Annotated in this window: 7 protein-coding genes, 1 pseudogene and 1 riboswitch; of the genes and pseudogenes, 5 read left to right on the top strand and 3 right to left on the bottom strand. The window is 66.0% G+C overall.

Features of this window, described 5'->3' with window-relative positions; all coding sequences use genetic code 11:
* Window positions 1-441: 441 nt before the first annotated feature.
* Window positions 442-2,013 carry a BCCT family transporter gene (locus RYM47_RS06425; RefSeq protein WP_315386714.1) on the bottom strand — a complete coding sequence of 524 codons (1,572 nt, stop codon included), beginning with the start codon at window positions 2,011-2,013 and terminating at the stop codon, window positions 442-444.
* Between the two features lie 67 nt (window positions 2,014-2,080).
* Window positions 2,081-2,182, top strand: a riboswitch (TPP riboswitch).
* 98 nt (window positions 2,183-2,280) lie between these two features.
* Here RYM47_RS06425 and thiC point away from each other — a divergent pair.
* The 5 genes and pseudogenes from thiC to RYM47_RS06400 all read left to right on the top strand — a co-directional run.
* Window positions 2,281-4,035, top strand: a pseudogene (gene thiC / locus RYM47_RS06420) (phosphomethylpyrimidine synthase ThiC); the annotation flags it as partial.
* 52 nt (window positions 4,036-4,087) lie between these two features.
* Complete coding sequence (locus RYM47_RS06415; RefSeq protein WP_315386713.1) at window positions 4,088-4,765, top strand: ion channel; 678 nt, start codon at window positions 4,088-4,090, stop codon at window positions 4,763-4,765.
* Between the two features lie 250 nt (window positions 4,766-5,015).
* Window positions 5,016-7,328, top strand: coding sequence for a winged helix-turn-helix domain-containing protein (locus RYM47_RS06410; RefSeq protein ID WP_315386712.1), 2,313 nt, complete (start codon window positions 5,016-5,018; stop codon window positions 7,326-7,328).
* A gap of 123 nt (window positions 7,329-7,451) precedes the next feature.
* Complete coding sequence (locus RYM47_RS06405) at window positions 7,452-8,333, top strand: helix-turn-helix transcriptional regulator (protein WP_315386711.1); 882 nt, start codon at window positions 7,452-7,454, stop codon at window positions 8,331-8,333.
* A 68-nt stretch (window positions 8,334-8,401) separates the two neighbouring features.
* A complete protein-coding gene (locus RYM47_RS06400) occupies window positions 8,402-11,245 on the top strand; it encodes a TonB-dependent receptor (protein WP_315386710.1) in 2,844 nt (947 codons plus the stop codon).
* A 149-nt stretch (window positions 11,246-11,394) separates the two neighbouring features.
* Here the strand turns inward: RYM47_RS06400 and RYM47_RS06395 are convergent, their stop codons facing one another.
* Both RYM47_RS06395 and RYM47_RS06390 read right to left on the bottom strand, forming a co-directional pair.
* Entirely contained in the window at window positions 11,395-12,516 is a 1,122-nt protein-coding gene (locus RYM47_RS06395; RefSeq protein ID WP_315386709.1) for an HDOD domain-containing protein, read from the bottom strand.
* Window positions 12,517-12,669: 153 nt separating this feature from the next.
* Window positions 12,670-12,824 (bottom strand): inorganic diphosphatase (locus RYM47_RS06390; protein ID WP_315386868.1); only part of this gene is annotated, 155 nt, incomplete at its 5' end.

Raw genomic sequence — 12,824 nt, 5'->3', positions numbered from 1 at the left:
CGGACGCCATCCATGGCGCCGATTCCCCCGCAAACCGACCCCGGTCGACCCTTTGACAGGTGGCCGGTGGCCACGGGAAACGCGGGTGCCGGCCGTTGGCCGGCGTCGCGATGCCGATCATTTTCATGCGTTACCGAACGCGGATGATTTCACGGCGGTCGTTTGGGAACCGACCCTACCAAGCCTTGCCGTCGCGAGATCACGCGCCATCACCAGACCGCGCACCCGCGTAGGGACACGCCATGCGTGTCTGCCGTTTCCAACCGCACACGACCCTGTATGGGGGCGGCCGCCGGGTAGCCCCCGGAGGGACGCTAGAAAACATGGATGTTTTCTAGCAGCCCCCATGGATGGGTTCACGGCGTGTCCCGGAGCGGGGCTGCCCGGCGGCCGCCCCTGCACGGATCAATGAGACGCTGCTTTAGAACTCAACAGAAGCGATCAAGTATCAGCCCGCGAAGCCTCATCCCGCGTCTCTTCCTGCGCGGCGATCTCGCGTTCGATCCAGGCGTCCATCATGCGGCGCGCGCGTTGGGCGCGCCGGCGCTGCAACTGGTATTCGGTGTTCAACACCCGGTACAGCGAATAGATCACTGCCAGCATCAACAGCGCGAAGGGCAGGGCGGCGATGGTGATCATGCCCTGCAGTGCATCCAGTCCGCCGGCCAACAGCAACACGCCCGCAATCAGCGCAATCGCCACGCCCCAGGTCATCTTCCGCGACAGCGGCGGGTCGCCCGCTTCGTCGGTGGACATGCTGGCCAGTACCAGCACCGCCGAGTCGGCCGAGGTCACGAAGAAGATCATCAGCAACACCAGCGCGATCACAGACAGGACGGTCGGCATCGGCAGGCTGTCGAACATGGTGAACAGCACCGTTTCGTAGCCGTTGCCCAGGGCCTGCACCAGGTCCACGTGGCCGAAGATCTGCGACCACAACGCCGTGCCGCCGAATACCGAGAACCACAGGAAGCCCAGCACGCTGGGCGCGATCACCACGCCGAGCACGAACTCGCGGATCGTGCGCCCCAGCGACACGCGCGCAATGAACGAGCCCACGAACGGCGCCCACGCGATCCACCAGGCCCAGTAGAAGATCGTCCAGTCCGCCACCCACGTGCTGCCGGAGAACGGCGACATCCGCAGGCTCATGGTGACCAGCTGGTTCAGATACGAGCCGATGGTGGTGGTGAAGGTGTCGAAGATGAAGCCGGTAGGGCCCAGCACCAGGACCAGTGCCAACAGCAGCGCGGCCAACGCCAGGTTGATGTTGGACAACCATTTGATCCCGCGCTGCACGCCGCTGGTGGTGGACGCCATGTAGAGCACGAATGCCACTGCAATGATGGTCAACTGCGACGGAATGTCGGCACGGATGCCAAACACCCGCTCCAGGCCGGCCGCGATCTGGATGGTGCCGAACCCCAGCGTGGTGGCCACGCCGATGGCAGTGGCCACGACGGCGGCAACGTCCACCACCGTGCCGATCCAGCCGCGGTGGTGCGCGCCGATCAGTGGCTGCAGCAGGTCGCTGATCTGGCCGCGGCCGTTGCGGTTGAACTGGAACCAGGCCATTGCCAGTCCGATCAACGCGTAGATCGCCCACGGATGCAGGCCCCAGTGGAAGAACGCATATCGCATTGCCGCACGCGCCGCTTCCATGCTCTGCGGCGGCAGGCCTTCGGGTGGGGTGACGAAGTGCGAGACCGGCTCGGCTGCGCCCCAGAACACCAGGCCGATGCCCATGCCCGCCGCGAACAGCATCGACATCCAGCTGGCGTTGGAGAACTCCGGTTCGGCGTCTTCGCCGCCGATGCGCAGGCTGCCCAGTCGGCCAAACGCCAGGTACAGCAGGAACGAGAGGGTGATGAACACCACCAGCAGGTACAGCCAGCCGGCCCCGCGAACGATGTGTACCAGCCCGCCGCGCACGATGTCGTTGAACGCGTCCGGGGCGATGCCGGCGGCCAGCACCAGGGCCAGCACCAGCGCTATCGAGAGTCGAAATACCATGTGCCACAGTGTAGCCACGGTCGCATGAGACCCCTGTTCACGTTGGGCCGTGACTGTGCTCTAATCCGCCCCGAAGCGGGGGTACCGCGGCCCTGGGGCCACGGTTGAGACAGTCCCATCGAACCTGATCCGGTTGATACCGGCGTAGGGAAGCTTCGCTACAGCAGCGGCATGCCGCACGGACCCCGTGCGCCATGTGCCTGCCGTGCGCCGCCGCTTCGTCCCCGTTCCGCACACCCCGTGCGGGCGAGTACCCAGGACGATGTCGTGAACGCACAAACTTCCAGCCTGCAGCAGCAGGCCCAGCAACTGTCCGCCTCGGTCACCCGGGCGATCCCCGGCTCGCGCAAGATCCACGTATCCGGCTCACGCAGCGACCTGCAGGTGCCGATGCGCGAAATCGCGCTGAGCGGTGACAACGCCCCGCTGACTGTCTATGACACTTCCGGCCCGTACACCGACCCGGAGGCGGTCATCGACCTCTCCACCGGCCTGCCCGCGCTGCGTGCGGGCTGGGTTGACGAACGAGGCGACACCGAACTGCTGCCACGACTGAGCTCGGCGTTTGGACGCTCGCGGGAAATCGACGCCCGCCTCGACGCGGTACGCTTCCCTTCGCGCCTGCAACCGCGTCGCGCGCTGGCCGGGGCCAACGTCACCCAGATGCACTACGCGCGGCGCGGCATCATCACCCCGGAAATGGAGTTCGTGGCGATCCGCGAGAACCAGCGGCTGGAGCAGGTGCGCGACCAGGCGCTGCTGGCGCAGCATCCGGGGCAGTCGTTCGGCGCGGCCATCCCCGCCGTGATCACCCCCGAATTCGTCCGCTCGGAAATCGCGCGCGGGCGTGCGGTGCTGCCCAACAACATCAACCACCCCGAAAGCGAGCCGATGATCATCGGCCGCAACTTCCTCACCAAGATCAACGCCAACATCGGCAACAGCGCGGTGTCCTCGGGCATCGCCGAAGAAGTGGAGAAGCTGGTCTGGGCGATCCGCTGGGGGGGCGACACGGTGATGGACCTGTCCACCGGCAAGCACATCCATGAGACCCGCGAATGGATCCTGCGCAACTCGCCGGTGGCGATCGGGACGGTGCCGATCTACCAGGCGCTGGAAAAGGTCGACGGTCACGCCGAAGCGCTGAGCTGGGAGGTCTTCCGCGACACCCTGGTCGAACAGGCCGAGCAGGGCGTGGACTACTTCACCATCCATGCCGGCGTGCTGCTGCGCCACGTGCCGCTTACAGCGAAACGCGTCACCGGCATCGTCTCGCGCGGCGGCTCGATCATGGCCAAGTGGTGCCTGGCGCACCAGCGCGAGAACTTCCTGTACACGCATTTCGAAGAGATCTGCGAGATCATGAAGGCCTACGACGTGACCTTTTCGCTCGGCGATGGCCTGCGCCCGGGCTGCATTGCCGACGCCAACGACGCCGCGCAGTTCGGTGAACTCGAAGCGCTGGGCGAACTCACGAAGATCGCCTGGAAGCACGACGTGCAGACCATGATCGAAGGGCCCGGCCACGTGCCGATGCAGCTGATCAAGGAGAACATGGACAAGCAGCTGCACGAATGTGGCGAAGCGCCGTTCTACACGCTGGGACCGCTCACCACCGACATCGCGCCGGGCTACGACCACATCACCAGCGCGATCGGTGCGGCGATGATCGGCTGGTACGGCACCGCCATGCTCTGCTACGTCACCCCCAAGGAGCATCTGGGCCTGCCCAACCGCCAGGACGTGCGCGACGGCATCATGGCCTACCGCATCGCCGCGCATGCCGCCGACCTGGCCAAGGGCCATCCCGGCGCGCAGGTGCGCGACAACGCGCTGAGCAGGGCGCGCTTCGAGTTCCGCTGGGAAGACCAGTTCCACCTCGGCCTGGACCCGGAGAAGGCGCGTGAATTCCATGACGAAACCCTGCCGAAGGACGCGCACAAGGAGGCGCACTTCTGTTCCATGTGCGGGCCGCATTTCTGTTCGATGAAGATCACCCAGGACGTGCGCGACTACGCCGCGGCGGCAGGGCTGAGCTAAGCTCCGGGCATCACACCGGGCCCGGGGACCGACCATGGCGATAGCGCGCACCACCAAGTGGCTGGCCATTGCCCGCCGGCATCCGTCGGCGTGGCTGCTGGCCGTACAGCTGCTGGGCGTGCTGCTGTATCCGGCCATCGACGAGTCCGGCGCCGGTCGCGCGCTGTTCGGCGCGTTCGGCATCGCCGTACTCGGCCTGGCGATCTGGGTGGTGCGGCGCAGCCCGCTGGGCATGTGGCTGGCGCTGGTGCTGGCCATTCCCTCGGTGGTGTTCTCCATCGCCGGCGTGCTGCTGGGGCGTCCGGCGCTGGTCACCACCGCGCAGTTGCTCGAATGCCTGCTGTACTTCTATACGGCCGGCAGCCTGATCGCCTACATGCTGCAGGACCACAAGGTCACCCGCGACGAACTGTTCGCCGCGGGGGCCACCTTCACCCTGCTGGCGTGGGCGTTCGCCTTCGCCTTCGCGGTCTGCCAGCAGTGGTATCCGGGCAGCTTCGTCGCCACCAGCGAATCCGAGCTGCGCACATGGATGGAGCTCCTTTATCTGAGCTTCAGCTTGCTGTCAGGGGTCGGGTTGAGCGATGTGGTGCCCATCCACCCGCAGGCGCGTGCGTTGGTGATGCTCGAGCAGTTCGCCGGCGTGATGTACGTGGCGCTGGTGGTGTCGCGCCTGGTGGGCCTGACCATGATCCGGAATGCACGAAACTGAATCCGCACTAAAAGTTTGCTGAATCGCAGATAAAAAAATCGCGCCCGAAGGCGCGAATGATGGAGCAAATTGTATGGATTCGTCGGCGAGAGAGGGCCTGATGTCTTCCCGACGCACAGGCGCCGTTTAACCTGCTTAGGCTAGTATTCGCGCGCTTCAGTGTTTTTGCGCTTTGCGCTGATGCCATTTGCGGAATCTGGCGGTTCGGTCGCTGCGTTCCAGTTGTTCAGTTGTCGCACGCAGCACCGGAATGAACGTCATAGAGAGTGAGACACCCGCTGCCGACCGTATCCGGATCGGCGATTGCACCATCACGCTGTCCTCGCGTGAAGTGGTGGTTGACGGCGCGCGCCGTCCGCGGCGGCTGACGCCCAAGGCGCTGGGTGTACTCAAGGTGCTGATGCGCGTGCCCGGTGCGGTGGTGACCCGCGACGAACTGTTCGCCGAGGTCTGGCCCGACACGCTGCCCACAAATGATGTACTGACCCAGGCCATCACCCAGCTGCGCAAGGCGTTCTCGCGCGACGACGGGGCCGGAACGGCCTACATCGAAACCATCGCCAAGACCGGCTACCGGCTGCTGCAGCCGGTGTCGGTGCTGACCGAGCCGCTGGCCGACATTGACAGTGCGCCCGGTGAAGACGAGCGCGACGCGCTGGCTGCGGTGTTCGCCGCACCCGCGCTTTTGTCCGCGCCGCGTCCGCGCAGCCGCTGGCGGCGGACCCGTCGCTACGTGTTCCTGGCGATCGGCCTGGCCATGGCCGTGGCGCTGCTGGTGCTGACCGCGCTGCTGTTGCAGCGCCAGTCCGGCGCACCGGCGCCGAGCGGCGTGCTGGAGGACGGCAGCCGGGTGGTGGGCAGCCCGCAGCGCCCGTACCGCCTGATCACCGCTACGGCGGGCTTTGAGACTTATCCCACGGTGTCGCCGGACGGCTCGCAGGTCGCCTACGAGGCCGACGACGCCAGCGGCGGCGGCAGCGCGATCAAGGTGCAGACCTCGGGCAATGCACCGGCGCGCCTGCTCACCGACACCCCGGCCGCGCATTCGGACCGCTTTCCGAACTGGTCGCCGAACGGTCGTGACATCGCCTTTGCCCGGTTCGGGCCCGAGGCCAGCTGCGAAGTGCTGATCGCCAGTGCGACCGGCGGTGCGATCCGCCACGTCACGCGCTGCGACGGCACCGAACTGCTGAGCTTCGACTGGACCCCGGACGGGCGGGGCCTGGTGTTTGGTTCGCTGTCTGGTCGCCATGCGCACCGCGGCATCCGCGTGCTGGATATCGCCAGCGGCGCCTGGACGCCGATCGACTACCGGGTTGCCGACGACAGCTTCGACTATGCGCCACGGTTCTCGCCCGATGGGCGCTGGATCGTGTTCGTGCGCAACCCGCAGATCGGCGACCTGTGGCGCCTGCCCGCCACCGGCGGCGAACCCGAACAGCTCACCAGCGATTCGGCCGAGATCCGCGGCTGGGCCTGGCGCGGCGACAGCCGCCATATCGTGTTCGGCCGGCGTGTCGACAGCGAGGCGCGCCTGTACGAACTGGACACCGAAACGCGCACGCTGCGCGATGTCGGACTGGACGACGCGCAGTCGCCTGCGCTGTCGCGGCACAACAACATGCTGGCGTTCGTGCACCGCAAGGCGCAGTTCGGCCTGTTCCGCGTGCCGGTCAAGGAGGGGCGGCCGGGCACGCCTGAACGCCTGTTCCCCTCCAACGGCCGCGATGGCCAGCCCATGCTTGCGCCCGATGGCCAGCAACTGGTGTTCACCTCGGATCGGTCGGGGAATTACGGCCTGTGGTGGGCCGACCTGGGCCGGCCGGAATCGCTGCGCCCAGTGGAAGGGCTGCGCCCGGAAACCCGCCAGTCGGCCGACTGGTCACCCGACAGCCGGCACCTGCTGGTCTCCGGCCGCGATGCACAGGCACAGCCGGTGATCTACGAAGTCTCGCCGCGCGACGAGCAGATCGTGGCGTTGCCGGTACCGGTGGCGCAACCGCTGCAGGCCCTGTACGCCGGCGACAGCGACCACATCCTGGTGGTGGAACGCGATCACGACGAGCGCATGCGGCTGTCGTTGTTCGATCGCCGCGTCGCACCGTGGAAGTTGCTCGGCAGCGTGGACGGCGTATCCCAGGCGCGGCTGGATCCCGCCAACCAGCGCGTATTGTTTACCCGCTTGTCCGCAGGCGGCCTGTGGTCGGCCAACCTGCAGCTGGATCCGGCCAGCGTGCAGCAGGTCAGCGAAGACCGCCCGTCGCGCTGGCGCTACCGCACGTGGGCCGTAGCCCGGGATGGCAGCCTCGATTACCTGTCCAGCCGTGCCGACTGTTCCACCGTGTTCGCGCGCATCAACGCGCCCTCCAACGGCGAGGAAGTGTGCCTGGATGCCCATCGGCTCAGCGCGGGCAACGGCTTCAGCGCGCAGCCCGACGGCAGCGCCGTGTACCTGGCCCTGGCGGTCGCCGATGGCGCCGATATCGGCGTGATGACGCTGCCCGAGCCGTCGCGACCGGTGTTCTCGGCTGCGCCCAACCTGTTGTTCTGGAAAGGAAAGTAGTCGTCGTACTTTCTTCGTGATCGCATCGTGACGAATTCGGATCAATCTCGTCGAATCTTCCTGACGCACCTGACCTGATTTGGCAAAACGGGAGCCCTGTTACGGCAAACCCCGGTGTACGTCATGCGTCAGCTTTCCCTGGCCGATCGCGGCCAATCGCTTTCCCTGGACAAGATCGTCGACGACGGTCCGCTGCCGACCTGTCTCGGTGTTGCCCGACTGGGCAGCCTGCAGACCGCCGGCACCACGTTCACCGTGTGGATGCAGCTGCGTGGCAGCGCCTGGGTCGAATCCAAGGAAGGCCGCTTCCGTCTGCGCCAGCGCGAATGGATTGCGTTCGAGAAAGAGTCCAAGCCGATGATCCAGGCCGGCCGCGATGGCCTGTGCATTGGCCTGAGCCTGACCCCGGACGCGCTGCGCGCGCTGGGCGAACTGGCCGACTGCAGCCTGTACGCCGGCCGCGGCAGCATGTCGCGCAGCGAAGTGCGGGTGGCCCTGCGCCTGTGGCGCGATGCATTGGCCAGCGGCCAGCCGGCGCAGGCACTGCGTCCGGTACTGCTGCACCTGGCCGCCATGCAGCGCGGCATGGCTACCGGCGTGCAGCGTTGCCCGGGCCGTTCGCGCATCCGCAAGCGCCAGGTGTTCGGGCGCATGCAGCGTGCGCGCCTGTACCTCGAAGGCAACAGCCACCGCGTGGTGCGCATCGGTGAACTGGCCGAGCTGACCAACTTCTCCAGCTGGTACCTGTCCAAGACCTTCCAGAGCCTGTACGAAGAAAGCCCGCAGTCGCTGTCGGCGCGCCTTCGCCTGGAACGCGCGGCGGATCTGCTGCGCGACACCGACATGATGATCGGTGAAGTCGCAGCGGCGAGCGGTTTCGACAACTGCTGCAGCTTCGCGCGTGCGTTCCGCGCCCGTTATGGCCAGTCTGCGTCGGGCTTCCGTCAGACCGGTGGATCGCTTCCGCCAAAGTCGGCAAACAGTCCGGTGGCATCGCGCAAATAATTAACGGTAACGCAATCGTAACTTTCCGAGGCGGTTTAACACGCTACTAACGTACCTTGGAGAGATTGATGAATTTTCGTACTCCCGCAGTGCGGCTCGGCCTTCTGCCGGCCGGTATTGCGCTGGCGCTCGTGCCGAGCTTCGCTTCGGCACAGGAAGCAGCCTCCGGCACCACTGACCTCGATCGCATCTCGGTCACCGGCTCGCGTATTCGCGGCGCCAACATGGAGACCCAGCAGCCGATCCTGACGATGACCCGCGAATCCCTGGAAAAGCAGGGCTTCTCGAACGTCGCTGACGTGCTGAACAACCTGACCTCGGCCGGCTCGCCGGCCATCTCGCGTTCGGACTCGCTGTCCTCGGGCGAGAACGTGGGCGGCTATTACGTCGACATCCGCAACCTGGGCGCCCAGCGCACCCTGGTGCTGATGAACGGCAAGCGCCTGGGCGCCACCACTGCCGGCTACCAGGATCTGAGCCAGATCCCGATGTCGGCGGTCGAGCGCATTGAAGTCCTGAAGGACGGCGCTTCCTCGATCTACGGTTCCGACGCCATTGCCGGCGTGGTCAACGTGATCACCCGCAAGAACTTCGACGGCGGCGAAGCCAACGTCTACATCGGCCAGTACGACCAGGGCGATGGCCAGAACCAGCAGTACTCGATGACCCTGGGTGCTACCGGTGAGCGTGGCAGCCTGACCCTGTCGGCCGAATACGCCAAGCAGGATCCGGTGTGGGCCAAGGACCGTTGGTACAGCCGTGATGGCGGCCGTGGTCCGAACTCGGTCGCTGCCGACGGCAGCCCGATCAGCCAGTACGGCAGCTGGTGCAACCCGCTGCAGGTGAACTGCGCCGACTCCAAGACCGCCGTGTGGAAGACCCTCAACGCCGGTGGCAACCCGAACAACCCGAACGACTATCACACCCTCACTGCCGAGGAGTACGCCAACTCCAACCAGCAGATGAGCCTGCTGACCGGCGTCGAGCGCAAGTCGCTGTACGTCAACGGCACCTACGACTTCACCGACACCATCAGCCTGAACACCGATGTGCTCTACAACGAGCGCAACACGTTCCAGCAGATTGCCGGTTATCCGTACCAGTCGTCTTCGTTCGGCACCCCGCTGGCCGCCGACAGCGCGTTCAACCCGGTTGGCCAGAATGTCGACTTCCGTCGCCGCCTGTGGGAAGTGCCGCGTACCACCGACAGCCAGCTGAAGACCCTGCGCTTCGCGCCGACCGTCAGCGGCTACTTCGAGCTGGCCGGCAAGACCTTCGATTGGGACGTCGGCGCCCTGTGGAACCGCAACGAGTCGATCAAGACCCAGCGCGGCGACATGAGCCTCATCGCTTCCGAGCAGGCCCTGGGTTCGTCCTTCATCAACGCGCAGGGCGTGGCACAGTGCGGTACCGCTGCCAACCCGATCGCGCTGGGCGACTGCCGTCCGTGGAACCCGCTGCTGCCGTACGGCGTTGCAGGCCAGGGTTCGCTGGCTGACCCGGAACTGCAGGACTTCCTGTTCCCGACCTACACCACCCGTGGTGTCACCAAGACCACCAGCTTCACCGCCAACCTGGCCGGTTCCATCGTGACCCTGCCGGCCGGCGACCTCGGCTTCGCCGTGGGCGTGGAGCACCGCAAGGAAGAAGGCAGCTATGTGCCGGACGCCTTCGCACAGTCGGGCATGTCCACCGGCCTGGGCCAGAAGCCGACCCAGGGCGAGTACGATCTGAACGAGGTCTACCTCGAACTGAACGTGCCGATCCTGGCCGACATGGCGTTCGCCAAGGAACTGACCCTGAACGTTGCCAGCCGTTACTCGGACTACAGCAACTTCGGTGGCACCACCAACAGCAAGTTCGGTCTGACCTGGCGTCCGATGGACGAGCTGCTGGTCCGCGGCACCTACGCCGAGGGCTTCCGCGCTCCGACCATCGCCGACCTCTACGGCGGCCTGAGCTCGAGCTTCGAGCGTTACACCGATCCGTGCGCCGTGGGCGTTTCGGGCAGCGTGGCCGGCAATGCCGCCTGCCTGGCCGGTGGCGCTCCGGCTGACTACGTGCAGCTGGGCCAGGGCAACGTCCCGTGCTCGACCACGCCGTGCCAGTCGGGTGACCAGTTCATCTCGGGTGCCAACCCGAACCTGTCGCCGGAAACCTCGAAGAGCAAGACCGTGGGTCTGGTCTGGAGCCCGCGTTGGGTGCAGGGCCTGGACGTCTCGCTGGACTGGTACCGCTACGAAATCAGCAACATGATCATCGACGACTCCGTCGATCGGATCCTGCGTGACTGCTACGTGCTCGGCGATGCAAGCCGTTGCGGCAGCGTGACCCGTGCCGCCGATGGCCACATCAGCGCCATCACCTACGGCACCGCCAACCTCGGCAAGATGGACACCGAAGGTTACGACCTGGGCATCAAGTACCGCCTGCCGGAACTGAGCATCGGTCAGTTCAGCATCGACTGGCAGACCAGCTACCTGTCCAAGTACGACGAATCGGCGCAGAACGCTGAGGGCCAGGACATCATGATCGGCCGCGTGGCGCAGGATGCCCTGTTCCGCGTGCGTTCGAACCTGAATGTCAACTGGGCGCTGGGCGACTTCGGTGTCAACTACACCGCACGCTACTACTCGGGCCTCAACGAAGACTGCATCGCGATCGGCTGCACCGATCCGGACCGCATCGCTTACGGCGAGACCGCTCCGCTGCGCAAGACCGGCTCCAACACCTTCCACGACCTGCAGGTCAGCTGGAAGGCACCGTGGGATGCCACCATCGCCCTGGGCGCGAACAACGTGTTCGACCACAAGGGTCCGCTGATGTACTCGCAGCAGAACTCGAGCTTCGCCTACTACGGCGGTTTCGATATCGGCCGCTTCCTGTACATGAAGTACACCCAGAAGTTCTGATCCATCGAACCACTGGTGCAATAAAAAGAGGGCGGCCCGCAAGGGCCGCCCTCTTTGTTTGCCCGGACCGCAGGCAAAAAAAAACCGACCTCAAAAGGTCGGTTTCACCGGTAGGGCCGGGCTCTGCCCGGCGCCACGCAAACCCAGCATCAAGCGTCAGCCGTAGCCAACCCCATCAACCCATTGGCATGGTCGCGCCACTGCGGCAACTTGCCCAGCACACCCGCGCGCTGCAGGTACTCCTCGTCCACCGGCTCGCCGTTGACCAGCGCCAGCGCCACGTGCACCGCGCCGGTCACCCAGAAGCTGCGCGTGTTCGAACGCTGCGGCTGCAGGTGGAACGCCACGGCTTCGATGATCGGCATCGGAAGACCCCACAGGCCCAGCAGGTACGCACCCGCTTCGCTGTGGCCCGGACGCGGATCGGCGTCGCTGGCCGGCTCGGTGCGCTCATTGCGCACGCCCGGCAGCAGCAGGCCGATATCAGCAAGAAGTGCTGCGGTAGCGCCCAGTTCGGCACTGGACTCGGGCAGCAGCTTGGCGGCCAGCCGCGAGGCCAGCAGCGCGCGCTGCTGCAGCGCATTGCGCTCGGCACCGGACAGGGCCGAGGCCGAGAACACCTCGCTTCCCAGCACCAGGTCGCGCAGCGTGGCCAGGCCCAGGCGGGTCACTGCGCTGCGCAGGTCGGAAATGGTCCGCCCGCTGTTGAAGAAGGCCGAGTTGGACAGCTGCAGGACCTTGGCCGCGATTGCCGGGTCGGCCGAGACCAGCTTGGCCACGTCGGCGGTGTCGGTGTCGTCGTCGTGCTCCAGCGCCTGGGTCAGGCTCAGGTACAGGTGCGGCGGCGAAGGCAGCTTTTCGATGCGGCCGATGGCGCTGCGCAGGCGTTCGCTGTCGAGCAGCTCGCGCAGCTCTTCCAGGCTGGTCAGCGCTTCAAGCAGCACTTCCGGAGACAGTGGCAACGGCAGGAAGCGGTGGGCCACGCCGATCAGGCGCGCCGGCGGCGGCCGGTTGCCCTGCGGCGCTTCGACCAGCGCGATGCGGATCGTCTCCGGACGCAGCGTCCGGATCTGGCCCAGCAGCGTGGTCGCGGTGAGATCGGGCAGGGTGGGGCAGGCAATGACCGCATCGACCGGCGAGGCCGACACGATGCTCATGGCCGTCTGGCCATCTGCGGCGGTCAACGGCTGCCACTCTTCCCCAAGATCGGCAATGAAATCCAACAGCTCAGCCGACAGGCTGGCTTCGTCCCCAACTAACAGAATACGCACGACACAATCCCCTGGGTGACCACGGTGAAACCCACCGTGGACGGTGTAGAAGTCGCAATGTACCCAATTCGGCACAAACAGTGATGCGCCTCATTGTAAAAACGTGATGCCCATCGCTCCGGCGCCAGGCACCGGAGCGGGGCTCATCCCGTCTCAGCTGGCGCTGGACAGGTAGCGCTGGTGCGCTTCGACCAGGATCTGCCTGGCTTCGGCGGCGCCGCCCCAGCCGTCCAGCTTGACCCACTTGCCCTTCTCCAGGTCCTTGTAGTGCTCGAAGAAGTGGCCGATGCGCTCCAGCCAGTGGCTGG

Source organism: uncultured Stenotrophomonas sp. (assembly GCF_963519125.1).
GTDB lineage: Bacteria > Pseudomonadota > Gammaproteobacteria > Xanthomonadales > Xanthomonadaceae > Stenotrophomonas.
Note: the sequence above shows the minus strand (reverse complement) of the source record. Positions and strands in the feature narration are given on the sequence as shown.